This window comes from Nitrococcus mobilis Nb-231, assembly GCF_000153205.1.
Classification (GTDB): domain Bacteria; phylum Pseudomonadota; class Gammaproteobacteria; order Nitrococcales; family Nitrococcaceae; genus Nitrococcus; species Nitrococcus mobilis.
This window is the reverse complement of sequence record NZ_CH672427.1, coordinates 3,507,052-3,529,529: the sequence shown is the minus strand read 5'-3', so window position 1 is coordinate 3,529,529 and position 22,478 is coordinate 3,507,052. Positions and strand designations below refer to the sequence as shown.

23 protein-coding genes are annotated in these 22,478 nt (G+C 60.7%); 11 read left to right on the top strand and 12 right to left on the bottom strand.

The window, feature by feature from the left end:
* Positions 1-11 precede the first annotated feature (11 nt).
* The 4 genes from msbA to NB231_RS16035 all read right to left on the bottom strand — a co-directional run bounded on the left by msbA (position 12) and on the right by NB231_RS16035 (position 5,205).
* The gene (msbA, locus tag NB231_RS16050; RefSeq protein WP_005004992.1) at positions 12-1,805 is read right to left on the bottom strand and encodes a lipid A export permease/ATP-binding protein MsbA; all 1,794 of its coding nucleotides are present in this window, start codon (positions 1,803-1,805) and stop codon (positions 12-14) included.
* Positions 1,802-2,224, bottom strand: coding sequence for an ExbD/TolR family protein (locus NB231_RS16045; protein WP_005004991.1), 423 nt, complete (start codon positions 2,222-2,224; stop codon positions 1,802-1,804). The genes msbA and NB231_RS16045 overlap by 4 nt, the downstream gene beginning before the upstream one ends.
* A complete protein-coding gene (locus tag NB231_RS16040) occupies positions 2,221-2,856 on the bottom strand; it encodes a MotA/TolQ/ExbB proton channel family protein (protein ID WP_198007319.1) in 636 nt (211 codons plus the stop codon). Before NB231_RS16040 ends, NB231_RS16045 begins: the two co-directional genes overlap by 4 nt.
* A gap of 78 nt (positions 2,857-2,934) precedes the next feature.
* Positions 2,935-5,205 (bottom strand): DNA internalization-related competence protein ComEC/Rec2, encoded by a 2,271-nt coding sequence (locus NB231_RS16035; protein ID WP_005004989.1) that lies wholly within the window; start codon positions 5,203-5,205, stop codon positions 2,935-2,937.
* 90 nt (positions 5,206-5,295) lie between these two features.
* On the opposite strand from NB231_RS16035, the gene NB231_RS16030 reads away from it, so the two are divergent.
* Positions 5,296-5,850, top strand: a complete 555-nt coding sequence (locus NB231_RS16030) for a DUF2062 domain-containing protein (RefSeq protein WP_005004987.1) — start codon at positions 5,296-5,298, stop codon at positions 5,848-5,850.
* A 46-nt stretch (positions 5,851-5,896) separates the two neighbouring features.
* On the opposite strand, the gene lolD is transcribed toward NB231_RS16030, so the two are convergent.
* Positions 5,897-6,634 (bottom strand): lipoprotein-releasing ABC transporter ATP-binding protein LolD, encoded by a 738-nt coding sequence (gene lolD, locus NB231_RS16025; RefSeq protein ID WP_040662587.1) that lies wholly within the window; start codon positions 6,632-6,634, stop codon positions 5,897-5,899.
* Positions 6,627-7,874, bottom strand: coding sequence for a lipoprotein-releasing ABC transporter permease subunit (locus NB231_RS16020; RefSeq protein ID WP_005004975.1), 1,248 nt, complete (start codon positions 7,872-7,874; stop codon positions 6,627-6,629). Before NB231_RS16020 ends, lolD begins: the two co-directional genes overlap by 8 nt.
* Before the next feature lie 209 nt (positions 7,875-8,083).
* On the opposite strand from NB231_RS16020, the gene NB231_RS16015 reads away from it, so the two are divergent.
* Positions 8,084-8,422, top strand: a complete 339-nt coding sequence (locus tag NB231_RS16015) for a hypothetical protein (protein ID WP_040662585.1) — start codon at positions 8,084-8,086, stop codon at positions 8,420-8,422.
* Here the strand turns inward: NB231_RS16015 and NB231_RS16010 are convergent.
* Positions 8,379-9,380 (bottom strand): arginase family protein, encoded by a 1,002-nt coding sequence (locus NB231_RS16010; RefSeq protein ID WP_005004971.1) that lies wholly within the window; start codon positions 9,378-9,380, stop codon positions 8,379-8,381. The genes NB231_RS16015 and NB231_RS16010 overlap by 44 nt on opposite strands.
* 155 nt (positions 9,381-9,535) lie before the next feature.
* On the opposite strand from NB231_RS16010, the gene NB231_RS19935 reads away from it, so the two are divergent.
* The 4 genes from NB231_RS19935 to NB231_RS15995 all read left to right on the top strand — a co-directional run bounded on the left by NB231_RS19935 (position 9,536) and on the right by NB231_RS15995 (position 13,915).
* Positions 9,536-9,766 (top strand): DUF1259 domain-containing protein, encoded by a 231-nt coding sequence (locus NB231_RS19935; protein WP_005004969.1) that lies wholly within the window; start codon positions 9,536-9,538, stop codon positions 9,764-9,766.
* A 266-nt stretch (positions 9,767-10,032) separates the two neighbouring features.
* Positions 10,033-10,992 (top strand): radical SAM protein, encoded by a 960-nt coding sequence (locus tag NB231_RS16005; protein ID WP_005004967.1) that lies wholly within the window; start codon positions 10,033-10,035, stop codon positions 10,990-10,992.
* A 17-nt stretch (positions 10,993-11,009) separates the two neighbouring features.
* Positions 11,010-11,732 carry a DUF3047 domain-containing protein gene (locus NB231_RS16000; RefSeq protein ID WP_005004966.1) on the top strand — a complete coding sequence of 241 codons (723 nt, stop codon included), beginning with the start codon at positions 11,010-11,012 and terminating at the stop codon, positions 11,730-11,732.
* Positions 11,729-13,915, top strand: a complete 2,187-nt coding sequence (locus tag NB231_RS15995) for an FAD-dependent oxidoreductase (RefSeq protein ID WP_005004965.1) — start codon at positions 11,729-11,731, stop codon at positions 13,913-13,915. The genes NB231_RS16000 and NB231_RS15995 overlap by 4 nt, the downstream gene beginning before the upstream one ends.
* A gap of 71 nt (positions 13,916-13,986) precedes the next feature.
* On the opposite strand, the gene NB231_RS15990 is transcribed toward NB231_RS15995, so the two are convergent.
* On the bottom strand, positions 13,987-15,450 hold the full coding sequence (locus NB231_RS15990; RefSeq protein ID WP_005004964.1) for a helicase HerA-like domain-containing protein: 1,464 nt from the start codon (positions 15,448-15,450) through the stop codon (positions 13,987-13,989).
* A gap of 249 nt (positions 15,451-15,699) precedes the next feature.
* On the opposite strand from NB231_RS15990, the gene NB231_RS15985 reads away from it, so the two are divergent.
* Positions 15,700-16,290, top strand: coding sequence for an NYN domain-containing protein (locus tag NB231_RS15985; protein WP_005004963.1), 591 nt, complete (start codon positions 15,700-15,702; stop codon positions 16,288-16,290).
* 199 nt (positions 16,291-16,489) lie between these two features.
* Here the strand turns inward: NB231_RS15985 and NB231_RS15980 are convergent, their stop codons facing one another.
* Positions 16,490-17,104, bottom strand: a complete 615-nt coding sequence (locus NB231_RS15980; RefSeq protein ID WP_005004958.1) for a DUF998 domain-containing protein — start codon at positions 17,102-17,104, stop codon at positions 16,490-16,492.
* Between the two features lie 800 nt (positions 17,105-17,904).
* Between NB231_RS15980 and NB231_RS15970 the strand changes: the two genes are divergently transcribed.
* The 3 genes from NB231_RS15970 to NB231_RS15960 all read left to right on the top strand — a co-directional run bounded on the left by NB231_RS15970 (position 17,905) and on the right by NB231_RS15960 (position 20,614).
* Positions 17,905-18,312 (top strand): VOC family protein, encoded by a 408-nt coding sequence (locus tag NB231_RS15970; protein ID WP_005004950.1) that lies wholly within the window; start codon positions 17,905-17,907, stop codon positions 18,310-18,312.
* A 292-nt stretch (positions 18,313-18,604) separates the two neighbouring features.
* Positions 18,605-19,795 (top strand): FAD-binding domain, encoded by a 1,191-nt coding sequence (locus NB231_RS15965; protein ID WP_005004948.1) that lies wholly within the window; start codon positions 18,605-18,607, stop codon positions 19,793-19,795.
* Positions 19,796-20,029: 234 nt separating this feature from the next.
* Complete coding sequence (locus NB231_RS15960; protein ID WP_005004945.1) at positions 20,030-20,614, top strand: YSC84-related protein; 585 nt, start codon at positions 20,030-20,032, stop codon at positions 20,612-20,614.
* Here the strand turns inward: NB231_RS15960 and NB231_RS20110 are convergent.
* Positions 20,596-20,718, bottom strand: coding sequence for a hypothetical protein (locus tag NB231_RS20110; RefSeq protein WP_269593427.1), 123 nt, complete (start codon positions 20,716-20,718; stop codon positions 20,596-20,598). The genes NB231_RS15960 and NB231_RS20110 overlap by 19 nt on opposite strands.
* A 157-nt stretch (positions 20,719-20,875) precedes the next feature.
* Here NB231_RS20110 and NB231_RS15955 point away from each other — a divergent pair, with 157 nt between their 5' ends.
* Positions 20,876-21,157, top strand: coding sequence for a transposase (locus NB231_RS15955; protein WP_005004940.1), 282 nt, complete (start codon positions 20,876-20,878; stop codon positions 21,155-21,157).
* A gap of 210 nt (positions 21,158-21,367) precedes the next feature.
* Here NB231_RS15955 and NB231_RS15950 read toward each other — a convergent pair whose 3' ends face one another.
* Both NB231_RS15950 and NB231_RS15945 read right to left on the bottom strand, forming a co-directional pair.
* On the bottom strand, positions 21,368-21,790 hold the full coding sequence (locus tag NB231_RS15950) for a type II toxin-antitoxin system VapC family toxin (protein ID WP_005004938.1): 423 nt from the start codon (positions 21,788-21,790) through the stop codon (positions 21,368-21,370).
* On the bottom strand, positions 21,790-22,041 hold the full coding sequence (locus NB231_RS15945; RefSeq protein ID WP_005004936.1) for a type II toxin-antitoxin system Phd/YefM family antitoxin: 252 nt from the start codon (positions 22,039-22,041) through the stop codon (positions 21,790-21,792). The genes NB231_RS15950 and NB231_RS15945 overlap by 1 nt, the downstream gene beginning before the upstream one ends.
* Between the last annotated feature and the right edge of the window lie 437 nt (positions 22,042-22,478).

Here is a 22,478-nt window from a genome sequence, read left to right as displayed (position 1 = left end):
TTAGGGCCTACTCAACCGGTTCGGATGCCGAGCCGCGGTGCTTGCGGCCTGTATCGGCGGTGCAGCTCGGCATAGAGACCGCCGCGAGCCAACAATTCGCTGTGGGTACCCACCTCGATCAGACGCCCCTCGTCGAGAACGATGATCCGATCGGCATTCTCCACAGTAGACAGGCGATGACTAATGACCAGTGTGGTGCGGCCACGCATGAGCGTGTCTAACGCGTGTTGGATCAAACGCTCGGACTGGGTATCCAACGCGGAGGTGGCTTCATCAAGGATGAGGATGGGCGCATCCTTGAGAAGCGCCCGCGCAATGGCGATCCGTTGGCGCTGCCCGCCGGAGAGCCGCACCCCGTTTTCGCCGACCAACGTTTCGAATCCCTGTGGCAACCGTTCGATGAATGCGCGCGCATTGGCAAGCTCGGCGACCCGCCGCACCTCGTCCATGCCCACCTCTCCTAGGCGCCCATAAGCGATATTACTCGCGATCGTGCCATTGAACAGCATGACCTGCTGACCCACGAGGGCGATTTGAGAACGCAAGGCCGCCAGCCGATAATCACCGATTGGCACACCATCCAGGAGAATCCGTCCCGCCGACGGCTCATAGAAGCGCGGTAGCAAATTAGCGAGTGAGGTCTTACCGCTGCCGGAGGGTCCAACGATGGCTACCGTCTCTCCAGGCGCGATGTGGATATCAATTCCACAGAGCACCTCATGGCCGCTGTTGCGATAGGTGAACCGCACGCCCTGATATTCGATGCGACCGCACGCCCGGGCAAGATCCAAGCTGCCGTAATCCGATTCAGGAAGCTCGTCGATGATCTCGAATAGGCTCTCCCCAGCGGCAAGCCCCTTTTGGATCAAGGCTTGTACTTGGGTCAAGCGCTTGAGCGGGGGCTGCAGCAGCAACATTGCGGTAATGAATGAGACGAAAGCACCGACGGTAATCGTCGTGAAGTTCTCATCCAAGGTAGCCAGGTAAATTACGATGGTCAACGAGACCGCGGCCACGAATTGCACCACCGGTGTGCTCAGCGCCTTGATCGCGACAAACTTCATGAACTGCCGACGATTGCGTTCGTTAACTTGTTCGAAGCGATGCCGCTCGTGAGGCTGAGCGCCGAAAATTTTGATCACCTCGTGGCCCTCGATGGCCTCCTCGGCGACGTAGGCCACGCCACCGACGCTTTTTTGTATCCTATGGCTGATGCGCCGGAAACGCTTGCTGATATACCAGATCACCAGTGCCATCACCGGACCCAGGACTAGCAAGCTCAATGCCATCTGCCAGCTGATAAAAAACATGTAGCCCATAAGAAATACGGCCGTGGCCGTATCGCGCACCACCGTAATCAAAGCATCCGCACCGGCACTCGCAACCTGCTCGACGTTGAACGTCAACTTCGAGAGCAGCCGTCCTGAAGAGGCATCGTCATAGAAGCGCTTGGGTAAGGTCAGCAACCGTTCGAACACCTCGGAGCGCAGCCGCTTGATGACCCTACGACTAATCCAGGCCGTACCGTAGCTGGCACCAAAATTAGCCAGCCCCCGCAACACGAACAATCCGAGCAATCCCAGCGGGATCAGCCGCATTATTACGGGATCCCGAGCAACAAAACCGGCATCCAACATGGGCTTGATCAACCATGCGAATACCGCTTGGCTCGCACCGCTCAATACCATGGCGATCAAAGAGAGAATCCCTATCAGCCAGTAGTCCCGGACATAGCTGAACAAACGCCGGTAGATATTGAATCGGCCCGCATTCGGTGTGTCGTTCCAGGTAGTCAAGTTACTCATCGTCCCGGCGGTATCGTAGCGATTGCGACACGTTGGATTCCGGCACGGCTGGCGGCATCCAATGCCGTGACGATATGTAGATGCTCGGTGCGCCCATCCGCCCGGATCACCAATTGGGTCATCCGCGGATCGCTCCCGCTGAGCCGCTGCGCGAGCACCCGGCGTAGAGTCTCCTCCCGATTATCCGGCAAGGGCTGATCATCAAGGAAGTAGCGGCCTTGCTGATTGACCGTAACCTCGATCGGCTCGTGTGGGCGCACGACCGGCTGGACACTCGCCTGCGGGAGAGAGACTTGGAGATTGGCTTCCTTGATGAACGTGGTACTCACCATGAAAAAGATCAGCATCAGAAAAACGACATCGATCAAGGGAGTCAGATTGATCTCCGGCTCATCGCGCCGGCGTGGGCGCAGATTCATGGTTGGCTCTCCGCATTGCCGGCCTGACCCCGCCGAGCGTGGATCACCTCTACGAGTTTGAGCGATTCCTGCTCCAGATCCACCACCAAAGTTTCTACTTTACCGCGGAAATAGCGATAAGCCATCAGAGTCGGAATCGCGACCACGAGACCCGCTGCGGTGGTGAACAGGGCCTGCGAAATTCCGCCGGCAAGCGCAGTCACATTACCCAGACCGGCTGAACTGATGCTGCTGAACACCTTGATCATACCGATGACCGTGCCCAATAATCCGAGCAAAGGGCTTACCGCCGCGATCGTACCTAGCGTGTTGAGGTAGCGCTCCAGGCCATGGGCCTCATGGCGGCCTCGGTCCTCGATGCTCTCCAGCACGATCTCGCGGCCGTACTGGATGTTCACGAGACCGGCGGCAAGCATGCGACCCAACGGCGATCCTGCACGGAGCTCGCGCAATTGCGTTGGTTCAAGGGTGTTGCTCTTCACCAAATGCCATACTTGAGCCACCAGATGCTTCGGTACGACCCGAGAACGCCGCAACGCCCAACAGCGTTCGATCGTGAAAGCCAATGCCACGACGGAACAGGCCAATATAGGCAGCATGACCCAGCCTCCCGCCTCGATTAATTTCCACACGGTGCGCCGCCCACTCGCTATCGGCCCTGAAATGCGCCGATGATACTGGATTTCCGACCGAAGCCGAAATGATCTTGTTCACGGTTGCATGTGATAATAGGCTTGTCGATCTCGCCGTAACCGGGCACGTACGCGGTAACCGTCGACTCCCAAAGCCAGCTGGATAGCACCGTCACGGTCGGTTCGCAGCACCCGCACGCCGTGCCTTCGATAACGATTGATAACCTCCGCGGCGGGCAGCCCATACGAATTGTTGCGACCGACGCTTACCAGCGCAAGGCTCGGTTGGACTCGCCGGATGAATTCGGCGCTGGAAGAAGTGCGGCTGCCATGGTGCGGCACCAACAGCACATCCGCCGAAAGGCTCCCAGGTTGCTCCAACAGTTCCAGCTCGCCGGCGCGCTCCAAATCACCCGGCAGCAATAGCGCCGCACCCGCGCTCGCAACTCGAATGACGCAGGAGGCATCATTGCCGCGCAGGCCGCGTCCGCGAGGAGCAAGCACTCGGAAACGCACCTCGTCCCACTGCCAAGCTTGGCCACGTTGGCACAGCCGCGCGCCGGATGGGGCGGTCGCGAACGGCTCGCCGATCACCACGTTGGCGGCCGGCAGTGCTGCAAGCAGCGCAGCCAAGCCACCGGAATGGTCGTCGTCCGCGTGGCTCACCACCACGCGATCCACGACTGTAATTCCCCGAGAACGCAGAAAAGGCAGCAATGACACGCTCGCCGCCGCGGCGTTGCCCCCTCCCCAGGCCGGACCGGTATCATAGACTAGGATATGCCTTGCCGTGCGCACGACCACGCTGCTGCCTTGGCCAACGTCCAACACCGTTATCCAGGCTGTCCCCGGGCTCGGACTCGCTCGCACACCCACCAGCAGCGGAACACAGAGCGGCACCGCTAAAACCCGGCCGGGGAAACCCGCCGGCAACAACAGCAAGGTGGCACCTACCGCGGCCAAGGCAAGCGTCCAAAACTCGGGGGTAGGCAACAAAACGAGCGGTTGCACCGCATGCACCAAGTGTCCGAGACCGGCCAGCAGGCTCTGGGTCAGCCACGCCAGTCCCTGCAGCAACAGCGAACCGAGCCCCGGAAGTAGCCAAAGCGCCGCGGTAGCCAGCAAGGCCCCTGGAACCAGTAACATGCCGGCTAGCGGTATCGCCGCCAGATTGATGAAGGGAGCGATCAGAGAGCAGCGCTGGAACCAGGCTGACATGATCGGCAACAACCCCACGGCGAGGGCGAACTGCAAACCGATTAGCTCCTGGCGACGGCTCACACCGGGCCGGCGGCGCACGACCAGCAGGATCACAGCGACGGCGGTAAAGGAAAGCCAGAAACCGGGGCCGAGCGGAGCGAACGGATCGAGGGCCAACACGGCCGCCATAGCACCCCACCAAGCCCGCAGAGGCCCGATTCGGCGCCGCGCCAGCCGTGCACTTGCCAGCACCATGAGCATAATCAGCGCACGCTGAGTGGGCACCGAAAAGCCTGCCAGGGTGGCATAACCCATTGCCGCCAGTGTACCAGTGACGGTCTGGGCAATCGGCGTCGGCAGCCAAAGCGGCACTTGCGGCAAGCGCCGCCATAAACCTCCGGTCAACCAGTAGACCAAGCCCGCCACCAGCCCGATATGCAATCCCGATATAGCGATTAGATGAGTGATGCCAGCAGCGTTGAGATCGCGCCAGGTGGCGGGATCGATACCGCGCCGGTCCCCGGTAACCAGCGCCGTGAGCACGCCCGCCGCAGCGCCCTGCCCTTCCAATGCCGTAGCGATGCCTCGGGAAATGCGCTCGCGCAGCGCATCTACGCTCCACGCCGTATCGAGTCGCCGCGCCTGCAATGTATTCCGCACATAGCCGGTAGCATCAATACGATTTTGAAACAGCCAGCGCTCATAGTCGAAGCCGGTCGGGTTCATCAAACCGTGCGGCTGTCTGAGCTTTACCCGCCAGCGCCAGCGCTCGCCAGGATGGACCGTCGGAGTTCGGCCGTACCAAGCGAGACGGATTCGCCGAGGTAATGGACGATTAGCAGGGTAATCGACGATTCGGATGGGCCGAACCAGAAAACGCTGCCGCACCGCCGTGCGCTCCGGCAGTTCAATCACTACGCCTTCCAGGATTAGGTTCCGGCCATCGAGCGCGTTGGGCAGCCGACACTCTAAAGCCCAGGCAGCTGCCGCCGCGGCCCAAGCAACACCCAGGGTGAACAGTCCAAGCTGGCGCGCTCGAGTACGGGCAAGCAACAGCGCCAACAACGGCAGAGTAGCCAATGCCAACCAGCCGGCCAGCGGCCAAGGCAATAACTGAAAGCCAATCACTCCGATCGCAAACGCCGCCATCCCTGCGCTGCCCCCGGTCACCCCTCTGCGCGCTATGCGAGCTATGCTAGATTAGCAATGCCCAACTGCGGCCACGGATGAGAATGCTAAATGCCCAAGCGGTTCCTCAAGCGCTATTTCCCAGATTTCCATACTCTTCGAACTCGCTGGGAGATTCGCTGGCTGGGTCGTCTGCTTGAGAATCCTTATCTTTTGCACTTCAATCGCCGATCCGTCGCCGGCGGCGTCGCCTGCGGGCTTTTCGTGGCGTTCATCCCGCTACCCGTGCAAATGCCGCTCGCCGCCGTGCTTGCCGTCTTGCTGCGCGCCAATCTCCTTCTCGCGGTCGCCTTAGTGTGGATCACCAACCCACTGACCATGCCGGCCATCTTTTATTTCACCTACGTGGTCGGAACATGGATCATCGGCTCACCAGTGGCCGCCCACGCCGGTTTCGAGCCCAGTCTGCATTGGTTCTGGGAACAATTCGAGCGCATCTGGAAACCATTAATGGTGGGCTCTCTCAGCATTGGTTTCGTGTTCGCCCTAGCCGGTTATGGCGCCGTCCACTTACTGTGGCGCCTGCACATCATCCGCCAGCTCAGAGTTCGGCGTAACCGCCGAGCCACCCGTCCACATTCTGCCATAGAAAACCGCCAGAACTAACTACGACGCCCCAAAGCTTGGGGCAAAAACCTTCGTGCCGCCCCCTTCAATTACGGGCCTGGCGAGGCGTTTCATCGATAATCATCTCTGCCAGCATGCCATCGTCCAAAACCAAAACACGATCCATACGTGCCGCAAGCGAGTGATCGTGAGTAACCATGACAATGCTGGTCTTGAACTCTCGATTGAGCTCCAGCAACAAGTCGAAAACCCGTTCTTCCGCCTGCCGATCCAAATTGCCGGTCGGTTCGTCGGCGAGCAAACAGGCGGGCTGGGTGACCAACGCCCGCGCGATCGCCACCCGTTGGCGCTCGCCACCCGAGAGCTCTCCCGGTTTGTGGGCAAATCGCTCCCGCAGCCCAACTCGAACGAGGAGCGCCTCGGCCTCTTTGGCCGCACGGCGCGGTTGGGTGCCACGAATGAGCAACGGCATGGCCACATTCTCCACCGCGGTGAACTCGGCCAACAGATGGTGGAACTGATAGACAAACCCTAACGCCCGGTTGCGCAACCGCCCGCGCGCGGTCGCACCCAAGGCGGTCATCGGCTCTCCCACTACTTCCACCGCACCTTCCGACGGCTCGTCCAAGCCACCCAAGATATGCAGCAAAGTGCTCTTGCCGGCACCGGAACGGCCGACAATTGCAATCTGCTCACCCTCATACACACTCAAGTCGACCCCGCGTAGAACATCGACATTGAGCGTCCCTTCCCGAAACACTTTGGAGAGCTGGCGGCAGTGAAGAATCGGTGTAGTCCGTGCAGGCGGCGGCGAATCACTCATAACGCAACGCTTCCGCAGGTACCGTGCGTGCCGCGCGCCAAGCTGGGTAGAGTGTTGCAAGCAACGACAATAGCAAGGCGGTAATGGTGATGTGTACGACGTCTGTCGGCTGCAGCTTCGAAGGCAAGTCGCTAATCAAATAAACATCTGCCGGCAGGAACTGAACATGGAACAAATGCTCGATCGCCGGCACGATCGTCTCCACATTGAGGGCAAGCCCCACCCCCCCAAGGACACCGAGCACCGTTCCGGTCACCCCGATCAACGCGCCCTGCACGATAAACACGCCCATGATCGTCTGCGGAGCCGCCCCCAACGTACGCAAAATAGCGATATCGGCCTGCTTGTCGGTGACCACCATAACCAGCGTGGAGATGATGTTGAAGGCCGCCACCCCTACGATGAGCAGCAAAATGATAAACATCACGGTTTTTTCCGTGCTTACTGCCCGGAAAAAATTGCGGTTTTGCTCCGTCCAATCACTCACCCGATAGAACCCGGGTAGGTGCGCGGCCGCTTTGCGCGCCAAACGCGGCGCCGCCAACAGGTCATCGAAGCGCAGCCGAATCCCGGTGACGCCCTTACCGGTGCGAAATAACAAACGCGCGTCATCAAGGTGCATCAGCGCAAGCGAGCGATCGTACTGGCTCATATCCACCTCGAACAGAGCGACGACGTGGAAGCGTCGGATCCGAGGCAAAATACCGGCCACGGAAATCCGGGCCTCGGGAGTGACTACGGTGATGTCATCACCGACCTCCACCCCAAGCGCCCTCGCCAGCCCGCCGCCGAGTATGATGCCGAACGTGCCCGGCTTGAGGTCGGAGACACGGCCGGCCACCACCTTGTCGAGCACCTGGGATACGCTGGGCTCCTCAGCCGGTAGAATACCCCGCACCAACGCTCCGGTGACCGCCGAGCCGCGAGTCAACATGACCTCGCCAGAGACATACGGTGCTGCACCTTCCACATAAGGTTGCTCGCGTAAATCGCGCGTAAGCGCTTGCCAGTGATCGAGCGGCCCGGCAAAAGAGGCTACGGTGGCATGCGCAACCATCCCCAAAATGCGCTCCCGCAGCTCATGTTCAAAGCCGTTCATTACGGACAATACTGTAATCAGCGCCGTCACACCGACGGCAATACCAAGCATCGAGGTCAAAGAAATAAAGGATACGAAGTGATTGCGCCGCTTCGCCTTGGTGTAACGCAGGCCGATATATAGCTGCAGCGGTCTAAACACGTCCCATCACTCTCTCTGGCGGCACGCACAGGGCTAATAAACTCGCAATGACGGCTCACAGGTTAGCAGGAAATGGTCGCGATATCGCATAGCGCTGGTACAGCGCCCCTGACACGGGCGGCTTTGGACAGAAAATGTGAGCCATTCGATGTTCTGCTTGAGCGGAATGCTTCAGGGTCAGGATAAGATTGATTAGGGAGCAGACCACCATGAACCGAGCTGCTTTTGTCTTGGGCGCATTGCTGGGGGTTCTTGGCCAGATCACCACCACCCACGCCGAACAATTGCTGGTCAGCACAGCCGAGCCCCTTCGCTCCGATCCACTCATCGCCCCGCCCCCCCTCCGCGGCGCTAGCATGGCCGAAGTAAAACAACGCTTTGGAAGGCCCGATCGAGTTTTCCCCGCAGTCGGCAAGCCGCCCATCACGCGCTGGGTCTATCCCGAATTCGTCGTCTACTTCGAACGAGACTGGGTGATCCATTCGGTGGAAGCGGACACTGACCTTAGCGGGAAAACCCCGCTGCAAAATACCGCGCGCAATCCTTAAGCCCGTTCAGGTCGTAGCCGCCCTCGAGCACGATTGCCAGGCGCGGGCGCAGATCGGCCAGTGCTTGGCCTATCGCAAAATAGTCCTCGGGGCGTAATCTCACGGGATCGTCCTGAATGGGATCCGTCGCCGCAGTATCAAAGCCCAGCGAGAGAACCAGAAAATCCAGGTCGAGGACATCGAGGCGTGCCAGCATGCCTCGCAGCCGCTCCAGGTAGCCTCGTCCGTCCACACCCCCCGGTAGAGATTCGAGGTTCACGAAGGCCGTCTCTAGCTGCATACCCGCATCCAGGTACGGATAATTGCGCCACGGATCGGCGTGCAGCGAAAAATACGGCGCCTGTTCGCTCGCCAACTCTGCACTGCCCTCCCCCAGATGGTAATCCAGATCCAGCACCGCACAACGCCCGGCGGCCGCGAGCACCGTCGCCGCGACGTAGGCGTTGTTGAAAAAGCAGTAACCGCCGTAGCGGCGCCGGCCCGCATGATGGCCGGGGGGGCGGCAAAGCGCTACGGCGTCACGGCCGGTTTCGAGTATTGCCCGGGCTGCCCACTCGGCGGCAGCGGCGGACGAAAGCGCCGCACCCAGCGTAGCGGCGCTCAGCGGCGTACCGATTTCGCGGCAATACATGCCGCCGCGCAACCGCAGCGGCGCCGCAGAAAGATCCGGCTGGAAAATGGAGGGGATGTATTCCTCTCCTTCCTGCAGAAGCTCGCGCAATTCTCCCAGGAAACGTACGTACTCCGGATCGTGGAGCCCGTTCACGGCGTCCCATGCCAGATGCTCAACCGTCCGGACAGTGACCTCCCAGACGGTCGCAAAGCCCTCGAGCACACGATCGACCCGGCTCGGCACCTCCGGGTGGTTCACCCCGGGGTAGCCATCGGAGAGGTCCTGCGTCGGTCGATGCAGGGCATGCAGGGCCGGCACATACAGTGGAATGGAGCCCGTTCGCATGGCGCACACTCGGCATGGCTGAAATCATCGAGATTCTATTGACTGCCGGGTTCATGGTATAGCCTAGCGTCGCATTTCAAGGTTACAGGGGACCGCTATGGACGCGACATTTACCCACGGATTCGAGGTCACCGCCCTGCACAACCGCTTCTTCTATGACAACCCAAGGCTTATTTTATGCACATCGGCGGACAGGGGCCGACGACGGGGCTTGCGGCTGCCGTCAAGGCGGTGTGGGATTCGATCAAGGAGATCCGGGCTGCCAACACATGATTGGCGAGCAACCTGCGTACTATTTCACTCACTTCTGGGGCAAAGGTCCGGCTGCAGAACTGGCACGGGGTTTCAAGGCAGCGCTTGAGGCGCAGGCCGGAGCGGACAACTGACGATAATTTCGATAACCACGCAGACTAGCAATAGGATCAACGAGTACCCGCCGAGCTACGTACTATCCCGGATGTTCAGCTCGTCGCCCGGAACGCAAACTACGAACTGATGAAGAGGAAGTCACTGGTTTCACGACTTCGCGAGGTTTTAATGGGCGTTACAGTTCGACCAGCCGGGACGCTGCAACCCTTGCACCACGCGCTTGTGCTATCCCTGTGTCGCCGATCCAGCACAGTGCCTTTGTTCGAAGGAGTAAAGAGCCATCATGCACGATGCCGCAATCACGAAGACGCCCCTGCTGGATCCGCGCAAGTTCCATGACCCAGAATTCACCGCCAGCGGCGAGCGCCGCGCGCGGGTAAGACTCAAGCGGCTCGATACCCTATGGTTCAATACCGGCACGCTGTGCAACCTCGCCTGCCGTAACTGCTACATCGAGTCCTCACCCCGCAACGACGCGCTCGTCTATCTCAGCCACGCCGAAGTGCGCTCTTACCTGGAGGAAATCGAGCGCGAGGGTTACGGCACAAAACTGATCGGCTTTACCGGCGGCGAGCCGTTCATGAATCCGGACCTGCCGGCGATACTCGAAGAAGTGCTCGCGCGCGGCTTCGAGGCGCTGGTGCTGACCAATGCCATGAAGCCCATGATAAAAGTGAGCACGCGGCTTCTGGATATCCACTCGCGTCACGGCGCCCGCCTGACGATGCGCGTGTCCATCGACCATTACACGCAAGGCCTGCACGAACTGGAGCGGGGTCCCAAATCCTGGGCTCCGACACTGACAGGTCTACGCTGGCTCATCGACAATGGCTTTATCGTAAAACTCGCTGGGCGGCTGTTCTCCGGAGAGCCGGAAGCAGCCGTGCGAGAAGGGTTCGCACGGCTATTTGAGCGCGAGGGCATCCAGCTCGACGCCCACGACCCGGCCGCACTGGTGTTGTTTCCGGAGATGGACGCACGGCTCGATGTCCCGGAGATAACCGAGGCGTGCTGGGCGCAGCTCGGTACCGCGCCGGAGGCAATGATGTGCGCGAGCTCGCGCATGGTGATCAAACGCAAGGGCGCATCGCAGCCAACGGTCGTCGCCTGTACTCTGCTGCCCCACGACCTGCGGTTCGAACTCGGCCATACCCTCGTGGAATCCGCTGTCGAAGTGAAGCTGAATCACCCGCACTGCGCCAAGTTCTGTGTGCTCGGCGGCGCGAGTTGCGGCACACCGTAGACGCACCGGTGATTGCAATGAAGGTGTTGAGCTCCGTTTGGACCACCCTGGCCGGCCGTTACTACCGCGCAGTAATTCGCAATGTGTACCGATCGCTCGCCGCCGCTGCCTTTATTCTCTCGATCGTAGGCACGCCGCTCCACGCGGAAGTCTTGAGGGGTTTTTCCAACGGCAACCTGGATGGTTGGGAGGAGAAATCGTTTCAGGGTCACACAGACTACACATTGGTCAAGCTGGATGGTGAGACCGTACTGCACGCCCGCTGCGACGCCGCTGCCTCCGTGCTCTACCTCAAGCGCCACATCGACCTGCGGCAGACACCTTGGTTGCGTTGGCGCTGGCGGGTGGCCCGCACCTTCACGAATGTCGACGAGCGCAGCAAGCAGGGTGATGACTACCCGGCGCGAGTATACGTGGTGGCGGACGGCGGGCTACTGCCCTGGCGCACCCGCGCTGTGAACTACGTTTGGGCAAGCCGCGAGCCCAAGGGCTCCGACTGGCCCAACGCCTACACTGGGAACGCTCATATGGTCGCACTGCGCTCTGGCAGCGCTGACAACAAACACTGGGAAGTGGAGGCCCGTAACGTCCGGCAGGACTTCAAGCGCTTCTACGGCAAGGACGTAGAGCGCATCGACGGTGTCGCCCTCATGACCGATTGCGACAACACCGGCGGCCGCGCGGAAGCCTGGTACGGGGATATCGAATTTCTCAGCCAAGCGCCCAAGGGGAAGCGATGAAATTGCGCAGGTGGCTACTGCTCGGACTGCTCGTCCTAGTCATCGGGGCCTTCTTTGCGTTCGATCTAGGCCGCTTCCTGAGCTTCACCTACCTCAAGGAGCAACAAGCGGCCCTGCAGGTAATGGTAGCCGCGCACTGGTTAACGGCCGCCGGGGTTTATTTCCTGCTCTATGTTGCCGTGACCGCTTTCTCCCTGCCCGGCGCCGCCGTGATGACCTTGGCAGGCGGTGCGGTCTTTGGACTTCTGGGGGGCACATTGCTCGTCTCCTTCGCCTCCACCCTAGGCGCCACGCTGGCCTTTTTGATCTCCCGCTTTGTGCTGCGCGAGGCGATCAGCCGCCGCTTCGGCGCGCGGCTGGCCGCCATCGATCGCGGCATAGCCAAAGACGGGGCGTTCTATCTCTTCACCCTACGGCTGGTGCCGGTGTTCCCCTTTTTCGTGATCAACCTACTGATGGGGCTGACGGCGCTTAGAACAGCCACCTTCTGGTGGGTGAGCCAAGTGGGTATGCTGCCGGGCACGCTCGTCTACGTAAACGCCGGCACCCAACTCGCCCGTCTGGACTCCGCCGCCGGCATCCTCTCCCCCGCTCTGCTGTTCGCGTTCGCCCTGTTGGGCGTGTTTCCACTGCTTGCCAAAAAGGGAGTAACCCTCATGCAATCACGCAAAGCCCTGCGCGCCTTTACCAAGCCGCGGCGCTTTGATCGCAACCTCATCGTGATCGGCGCCGGCTCCGCCGGCCTAGTCAGCGCCTACATCGCCGCCGCCGTAAAGGCCAAAGTGACATTGATCGAAAAGCACAAAATGGGCGGCGACTGCCTCAATACCGGCTGCGTACCTTCCAAGGCGCTGCTGCGTTCGGCCAAGTTCGTCTCTCATGTGCGCCGGGCGCAAGAGTTCGGCATGCGCTCGGCGGCTGTAGACTTCGACTTCGCCCAAGTCATGGAGCGCGTGCAGCAGGTGGTGCAACGCATCGAGCCGCACGACTCGGTGGCGCGTTACACGGAGCTGGGCGTAGAAGTGCTCGAGGGCGCGGCCAAGATCACCTCCCCCTACAGCGTCGAGGTGAACGGTCGCACCCTCACCACACGGCGCATCATCATCGCCGCCGGCGCCGCGCCCCTGGTGCCCCCCATTCCAGGTCTGCAGGAGGTCGGCTATCTCACCTCGGATACGCTCTGGGATCTGCGCGCGCGACCCAAGCGTTTGGTGGTACTCGGCGGCGGCTCCATCGGTAGCGAGTTAGCCCAGGCCTTTGCCCGGCTGGGCTGTACGGTGACTCAGGTGGAAATGGAAGATCGCCTGCTGCCGCGCGAGGATCCCGAAATCGCCGCCCTCGTGCTGGAGCGCTTCCGGGCCGAGGGCATCGATGTGCACCTCGCCCACAAGGCCAAGGCGGCCCGCCGGCAGGTGGACCACAAAATATTGGTGTGTGAGCACGCGGGCCAAGACGTTGAGTTTGCCTGTGACGAGATCCTGGTGGCCGTGGGCCGAGCCGCCAACGTCAAAGGCTACGGCCTGGAGGAGCTGGGGGTGGAGCTGAGCGAGCGGCACACGGTGGCCGTGAATCCCTTCCTGCAAACCAACTATCCCACCATCTTCGCCTGCGGTGATGTGGCGGGCCCCTATCAGTTCACCCACACGGCCGCCCATCAGGCATGGTATGCCGCAGCCAATGCCCTGTTCGGCAGCCCGTTCAAACGCTTCAAGGTGGATTATTCCGTGATCCCCTGGGCGACCTTCACCGAGCCGGAAGTGGCTACGGTAGGGCTCAATGAGCGCGCGGCCAAGCAACGAGGTATCCCCTACCAAGTCACGACCTACGGCATCGACGATCTGGATCGAGCCATTGCCGATTCCGAAGCCCACGGCTTAGTGAAAATACTCACGGTGCCGGGCAAAGACAAAATTCTGGGAGCGACCATCGTCGGCGAGCATGCCGGCGACCTGATCGCCGAGTTCGTGCTGGCCATGCGCTGGAAGTTGGGGCTCAACAAAATCCTAAGCACCATCCACATCTACCCTACCCTCGCGGAAGCCAACAAATACGCCGCCGGCGCCTGGCGCCGAGCCAACACCTCGCCCCGAACGCTGGCCTGGCTGGAGCGCTTCCATACTTGGCGCCGCGGGAGTGTTCGGGCCGAACCACCGTCTGCTCGCTCCCAGCGTAGAACTGCATGAGCCGCTGTAGGTAGCCAATCCCACGGGCAATGCCGAGGCACGTCATTCGCCCCCAACTGGACCTCGTGAGCTCAAAAGCGCCTCAGAAGCGAACCCAGCACACCACGGACGATCTGACGACCAAGCTGGGTGCCAATCGTCCGCGTAACGCTTTTAACGAAGGCCTCACCGACGCTCTGACGGCGGCTGCGGACCTGGCTCGAACGCCCTACAGCCGGTTCGCTCGATGCCGCCGCGGCCTGCTCTGCGGCGGCACGTTGGCTCAAGAGTTCGTAGGCCGATTCACGGTCAAGCGGTTGATCATAACGCCCGAGAAACGGGCTCGCACGCAAGATTGCCGCGCGCTCGGCGGCATTCACAGGGCCGATGCGGGAGGCGGGTGGGCGGATCAAGGTGCGCTGCACGATGCTGGGTATGCCTTGCTCCTCGAGCACGGATACCAGCGCCTCGCCGACACCCAGCTCGGTGATCACACGCGCGGTCTCGAGCGCGGGGTTGGCGCGGAAGGTATCGGCCGCCGCCCGCACGGCCTTCTGATCCTTCGGGGTAAAAGCGCGCAGCGCGTGTTGGACGCGGTTGCCGAGCTGCCCCAACACGTCCTCGGGGATATCGAGCGGGCTCTGGGTGATGAAATAGACGCCGACGCCCTTGGAGCGGATGAGCCGCACGACCTGCTCGACTTTGTCACGCACGACCTTGGGAGCGTCGTCGAAAAGCAAATGCGCCTCGTCGAAGAAAAACACGAGCCGCGGCTTATCCAGATCCCCCACCTCGGGCAAGCGCTCGAACAGCTCCGAGAGTAACCAGAGCAGGAAAGTGGCATAGAGGTTCGGGTTGTGCATGAGCCGCGACGCCGCCAATACATGGACCCGGCCACGGCCATCGGGCGCCACCTGCAGAAAATCGTCGATGTCGAGGGAAGGCTCGCCGAAGAACCGCTCACCGCCTTCACGCTCGATGTTGAGCAATCGCCTGAGAATCGCGCCGACCGAGGCCGGGCTGACGTTGCCGTAGCGCATGCTGAACTCCTTGGCATGCTCGGCGACGTATTGCAGCGTCGCGCGCAAATCCTTCAGATCGAGCAGCAGCAGGCCTTCCTCATCGGCAAACTCGAAGGCGACGTTCAGCACCCCCTCCTGTGTATCATTGAGTTCCAACAGGCGCGCAATGAGCAACGGCCCGAGCTCCGAAATTGTCGTGCGCACCGGATGGCCCTGCTCGCCGAATACATCCCAAAACACCGTTGGCGCACCACCGAACGCAAAGTCATCAACACCGATGCGTTCGATGCGCTCAGCGAGCTTCGGGTTCGGTGTACCGGGCTGTGAAATACCTGACAGATCGCCCTTTACATCGGCAAGGAACACCGGCACACCGAGATTTGCAAACCCCTCGGCAAGCACCTGCAAGGTTATGGTCTTGCCCGTTCCAGTCGCTCCCGCGATCAATCCGTGTCGATTCGCGTAACGCGGGTTCAGGCAAACCCGCGACTGCCCCAGGCCGATGAGGAGGCCGTTATTGTCAGACATGTTCATCTCCCATGGTTGCGCCTACCTGTCCGGCTAAAAAAATATTCTCACTCTGATTTAACTCTTAAACTTGCCATGATGGGCCATGGTTGGTATCGATAAGAGGTATGCGCGTCCGCGATCCGGCACCTACCGGCAGCGGTAAACACCGGACCACATAGAAGCACTTTTCGCGCAACAGCACTGACCGACGGCCAATAAAGATTTCAGACCGTTCATAAACACCCTGACACCACCACGTCGGCGGACCACCTCATGAAACGCCTTTGGCTTATTGATGGAAGCTACATTCACGCCAATAACATTCAACGCTTCGGCCCCCATACCCGGGTTGACTACTTGAGGCTGCGGCGCTTGATCGAAGAACACCTCGGCGTACTGTGGCGCGGCTACTATCTCAACAGCGTGCAAAGCGATGCGCACAGTGCCCGCGAGCGTTTTCACAGCTGGTTGCAGAGCGCGGCTCCCAACGGTCCGCATCTCATCGTGAAACTCTACGGCCTCAAAAACGAGCGGGTCGAAAACGCCTTCTGCGTCGATTGTGGCACAAAAATCGAAGTCTGCTGCCCGCATGGCGGACCGGACCACCATCTGGTCAACCAGCGCCAAATGGGAGTAGACGTCGGACTCGCCACGCTGGCGCTCGCCCACAAGGAGCGCTATGACTGTCTCGTTCTTTCCTCCGGTGACGGGGATCTATTGGACGCGGTGGAGCACCTCTGCGAGAACGGCAAGCGTATCGAGCTCGCCGTGTTCTCCACGGGTGTTTCAACGGATCTGCAGGCCCGGGCCGATCGCGTGCTTTGGATCGATGACCACATGGACGAGCTGGCGGCGCCGGGTTGAACCCGGCTGTCTTCCGACTTCGCCATGTCACGCCAAACTGTCAGGTTTACTGTCCAGTCGCGCATGATGACCTCCTTCCGCTTCTCTCGCTTGGAAAGAGGTCATCTACCTCAACACACGCCGGAACGGCAGAGCCTTTGTTAGTCACACCGCCATAGGCGGGGACTTGCGCTGGTCGGGTTAATGTACCCAGCAGGGACTACGCCGGATAGCGCAGTAAGCGCACCGCGAACACCAGCACCCACACTGACAGCACCAGGCTCGCTAGGTGCTCATAGAGTCCGGGAACATTGAGTGGGTTTTGAGTCCAGGACATCAGCAGCAGGAATATCGACGCCAGCAGACCGCTGGATACGGAGAACCATCCAAACCCCTTCAGCCAGCCACGCCGCAACAACACGATGCCCCAGAAAATAGCGGCCAAAAGGCCCGACAGGAAGCCAATCGTCGCAAACAGTCGATGCAGCTCCTGGTTCATTGAAAGCCCCGCGCAGCCCGGATCGCAGGCGAACACCCCAGCACCGATCCGCCCCACCCCGTCAAGACCGATCAGTACCGCCGCCACTGTAAAAGGCCATCCGCCCCGAAAGGTCGCTAGCAAGGCCGCCGCAAAGCCAAGGTACAACACGCCAGTGAAACCGAAGGCGGCAATTCGCACCAGCCACTCTGCGACGCTGCCGTGCTCTCCGAGCTCGCTGATGTAGTGCGTGACGTGATTGAACTCCGGCTGTATCACACCTGCAATGCCGATGAGAAACAGCCACAACAACGGGCCGAATAGGCCGCACAATATGCCAACTTTTCGCAGGCTCATAGCACACTCGACACTCCTGTTCCAAAGTGCACTGACGCCGAAAACAAGAGTAGAACCTTAACTTAAGTACCATTAGCTGCTGCCCGCATTTTCTGCCCGCCACCCGAACCCACCTTCCGAGCTCAGGCTTACGGTTAATAGTCTCGCTCAGCCAGCCGTCTGCCGCTTCAACTCTTCGATCATCGAGGCATCGCCCGGCGCTGCGCGGCGAGCTATTCGGCCCGCAACTGGCGCGTCCGCTCCAATTCCGAGACACGCTGCCGGTCGGCGGTTACTGCCTCAAGGCTTGCGGCTTTACCATCTGATTCACCGCCCCGGTGCTGGGCGAGGTGGCGACTGTGACTCAAGTCCGCTATCTGCCCGGCCTCCCCGAGTGAGCTATTGCTGACCCCGTTCAGGCTGCGCGTGATCTTGCCTGGTATCTGGACCTCGCCGGTGCCATGCTCAGCTTCATCGGCGAGATGACGATGGCCTCGGGCTACCTGTCGATCACCAGCCCAGGGCTGTTTTAGTGGCGCCCCTGCTGATCCTGGTCGAAATCTGACTGCCGGGGCGCGGACGCACCGCCGCCTCGGGCACCCAAATCAATGCTGCCGACAACCAACCCATCCTGCGCAGCATCGGCCTGATCGTGCCTGGCTTCGCCTTGCATCTCGCCGCTGCCTTCGCGAAATAGTTTCCCCGATGTAGCACCGGAAATTTGCGCGAACCGGCAACGGCGCACCCGGCGGTGCGTTTCTCCACCATCGAGGTGCGCGAATGCGCGCCCTGCCACATCGGCTGACCGAGGATCACCCGTAATGACCGCACAGCTCAACCACACAATCGTCTGGTGCCGCGACAAACACCGCTCCGCGGCCTTTCTCACGGAAATCCTGCAGCTGCCATCGCCCGAAACTTTTGGCCCGATGCTGGTGGTGAGGCTGGACAACGGCGTCTCGCTCGACTTCTATGAACGCGATGGTGATATCGCCATGCAGCACTATGCCTTCCTGGTGACGGAGGAAGACTTCGACCGGATTTTCGCCCACCTCGGCGATCACCACATCCCGTACTGGGCCGACCCCGGCCGACAGAGGCCCGCTGAGATTTATCTACATAACGGTGGGCGCGGCTTGTATTTTCAGGATCCGAACGGTCACCTTTTGGAAGCACTCACCCAGCCGAATAGCGCCGATGAACCGGTGGCCTATCGGAAACCGGACTGATGGCGGATGGTAGGCGGCAGATCTTGGTTTTGCGTCGCGCCGTTCGTCGTTGAAACAAACCCACAGCAGTTGGGCGATGCCCGCATAGTAGCTTCGACTTACAGGAGAGCCCTATGAGCACCAAGGTCAAGCCGATCCCCGCGGGAATGCACAGCCTCACTCCGCTACGGCAAGCTCGTCGACCCCATCGGCCATGAATGGTCGGTGGCCACCCACATTCGCGACGTCAGTCCGGAAGAGATTCCGGCCACCGCCAAGACCGCCCCAGAAGCGATAAAAGGGCCAGAATGTGATGAACGTCCTGATCAGCGGCGCCGGCATTGCCGGTCCGACCCTCGCGTACTGGCTAGCGCGCTACGGCTTCCGTGCCACCCTGGTCGAGCATGCGCCGCGGCTGCGCACCGGCGGCTACGTGATCGATTTCTGGGGCACTGGGTTCGAAGTCGCTGAACGCATGGGCCTTACACCGCAACTTCGGCACCTCGGCTACGACATCCAAGAAGTGCGCACGGTCGACACCCACGGGGATCGCCGCAGCGGCTTCACAGCCGAGGTGCTTCGCGATGCGATGCAGGGACGCTACACCAGCATCGCCCGCGGCGATCTGGCCGCCGCGGTCTACCAATCGCTCGGCGCCCGCGTGGAAACCCTGTTCGGCGAGCGCATCAGCGCGATCGAACAGGATGCGGCCGGTGTCCAGGTAGCCTTCGAGCACATACCGGCACGCCGCTACGACTTCGTGATCGGTGCGGACGGCCTGCACTCAAGCGTACGCGCACTGGTCTTCGGCGCCGAAGAGCGCTTCGAGAAATTCCTCGGCTACCACGTCGCCGCGTTCGAGACGGAGGCTTATCGGCCGCGTGACGAGCTCGTCTACGTGGGTTACACGCGGCCCGGCAAGCAGGTCGCCCGCTTTGCGATGCGCGCTGACCGCACGATGTTCCTATTCGTCTGCGCGAGCGACGGAACCGAGAACGTTGCAGACGACGCGGCGGCCCGACGCTTTCTGCACACGCAATTTGACGCCGCGGGCTGGGAGTGCCGCGCCATCCTCGCCGCAATGGACCGCAATACGGAACTCTACTTCGACCGCGTCAGCCAGATCCGCATGGACACGTGGTCGAACGGGCGTGTCGCACTGGTCGGCGACGCGGCGGCCTGTCCATCCCTACTTGCCGGTGAAGGCGCGGCGCGCGCGATGACCGCAGCTTACGTGCTAGCCGGCGAGCTCCATGCCGCCGCCGGCGACTACGCCCTCGCCTTCGCACGCTACGAGGAGCATTTGCGCGCATTCCTAGCCGGTAAGCAGCGCGAGGCGGTGAAGTTCGCCGGCGCGTTCGCGCCGCGCACCGCGCTGGGCCTGTTCGTGCGCAATCAGGCCATGCATGCGTTCGTGATCCCGGCCGTCGCGCGCCACTTCCTTACGCGCAGTTTGGTCGACCGTTTCACGCTACCCGAGTATCCCGAAGCGCCAGCGCGATGACTCGCCGCAACGTTGTAGACCTGAGCTGCGGGTCCAATAGCGCCGCGCCCATACCGAAAACCGGCCCGAGACTCGAACAAAGCTGAAATCGTTGCGAGTGATTGGGGAGAAAGGGACAATACCACCACCGACGGTCTCGGCGTCCTATGCAGGAACGCATTAAAACCCGCGTCCCGCCGATGTGATTCTTGAACCGGCACCAGCTGCCAACAGCAATGACGAGAGAAAACTTTTATGGAAACAAAATACTTGCGGTATTTTCTGGCCTTGCTGTTTGCGTTGCTTCTGGCGAACCCTGCTTGGGCAGACGAGAACAGCAAGAGCTACGAGAAGACGATCAAGGCCTTCAAGGAAGCCGGGGGAAGCGGCAAATTTTTCGATTCTGCCTACGGCTATGCCGTGTTCCCGACCGTCGGCAAGGGCGGCGTAGGCATCGGTGGCGCGCTCGGCAAGGGCCGCGTCTACAAACAAGGCGAATGGGTCGGCAATTCCTCGATGGTCCAACTGAGCATCGGCTTCCAGCTTGGCGGTCAGGCCTACAGCATGATCATCTTTTTCAAGGACGAACGCGCCTTCAACGAGTTCACCACGGGTGAGTTCGAGTTCTCCGCCCAGGCGAGCGCCGTGGCGATCACCGCCGGGGCATCGGCCCACGCCTCGACCCAGGGCACCGCCGGGGGCATCAGCGGCGGCCGAGGCGATGCCGCAACCATCGGTAGCTACACCAAGGGCATGGCGGTCTTCACCATAGCCCGCGGCGGCCTGATGTATGAAGCCGCCCTCGCCGGCATGAAATTCAACTACAAGCCCAAACAGTAACAAGCCGAGTCGGACAGACTCACGAAGAAGGCGTTGACCAGGGTCTGGCGCAGCAGGCTGATGGCCAGTCCCGACTTGCCGGTACCGGGCGCTCCGATGAACACCAGGTTCAACGAGCGGAGCGCTGCGAAAATCGCCAGGCGCATCACGGGCCGACATCGGAAACTGTTTGAGCAGTTCCTTGAGCGCCCTCCCTGTCAGGGTAGATGTCGTCTCACCGAGTTATCCTTCTAATAAAGATGGGGGGCGATAGGGGAAACGATGTCCAAGTATCCTAACGAGCGCAGGGCGGCGGCACTGGCCAAGCCGATGCCACCGAATAACCGCACGGTCTCAGAGGTTGCCGCCGAAGAAGGCGTGTCCAAGGCGACGATCTATAACTGGCGCAAACGGGCTCGTGATCGCGGCCAGCGCCTGCCCGATGTTCAGGCCGATGGGCCCGAGGGCTGGACGGCGAGAGACAAGTTTGCGGCGGTGCTGGAGACGGCGGCCATGAACGATCCCCCTTACCGGATTTCTTCATCGATGCCCACGCCGCCGTAGAAGGCTTCACACTGGTCACCCGAGATGCGGGACGCTACCGCACGTACTTCCCCACTGTGCGTCTGATCCACTCCTGAGGTGGCATAGGCAGGCCAGCACTCCTATCGACAAAACGACGGCTTGCGAAAACGGCAACTATCCTCTAGGGAGGGCCTCGGACAGAGGCTTTGTGGCTCACATCAGTGCAGAAGAGCCAAGATTAGCCGCGCACTATAGCCGTGCTATACCCGTTTTTTCAGCGGCTTTTTGCAAATTGACATCAAGCGTCGCCAATGGAAAACCCTTGCGTAATGCGAGCTCCAGATAGGCCGCATCATAAGCTGACAGACTAAAGCGCCGGGCAAGCTGCAGCGTGTCCTTCAGCGCATGCCTGGCGGTGTCGGCATCAACATCGACAGCCAGGCCTTCGAGCAAACCAACGAACTCCGAGCTACGGGCTTCAGTTAGCAGCCCCTTGCTTTCTGCTGTAGCGATAACATTGGCAACTTCCAGAGGCCAAATCGCCGGCGCCGTAGCTTGTGCATCCGGGTTGCCGAGCACGTCGAGCACATGGCTTGCATAGGCAAGATCGTCCTCGTTCCCGTCGCCGAGAAGCCAGCGCATGGCAACAGAATTATCCAGCACAAAGCGCATTAATCACGACCTTCCTCGATCAGGGTCTTTATATCGCTCCCCGTAACCGGTTGGTGCTTGTGCATAAAAGCCTGCATCTGTGTAGCTGCTGCCGTCTTTGCCCGTTGCTGCGTGGTGCCATAGGGCACCAATTCAGCAACGGCTCGGCCCCGCTGAGTGATCGTAAAGCGATCACCGGACTGCACCTTACGAAGAAACGCAGCCAGGTTGGTCTTAGCTTCGTAGGCACCAATCTCGAGTTCCTTGGCCATACTTATTCACTGCACCCGAACGCAACAACAGACTAGCCTAAACGACCAGATTATTCCTACTCAATGTCTTTGGCAATGTTCAGTCTCCACCAATCACCATCGACATTTTACGGAGAGGCGCCAATAAGATGGCGTGTTCGATAGCGCTCAGTCGAGTGCCTGCCGGCATTCGCTCTTTACGATGGAAAGCATCCTGACTGTCCAAGGCTGATTCTGAGCATAAAGCGGGACAGCCTACCGTCTCAAATCAGCACTATCAGCCACCCGCAACCGATCCAGGAAGGCACGCTCCCAATATCCGCGCCTCAGAACGGCCCCGCAGAAAGTGTATTGCGCCTACCCTCAGAGCGAAGCCTTCTCCAGTACGTCCTTGAGCCCCGCGCAGAAATCGGCTCTTGTGACGTGGTTTGAGCCAGTCATCCGGCCATTGCGTCATC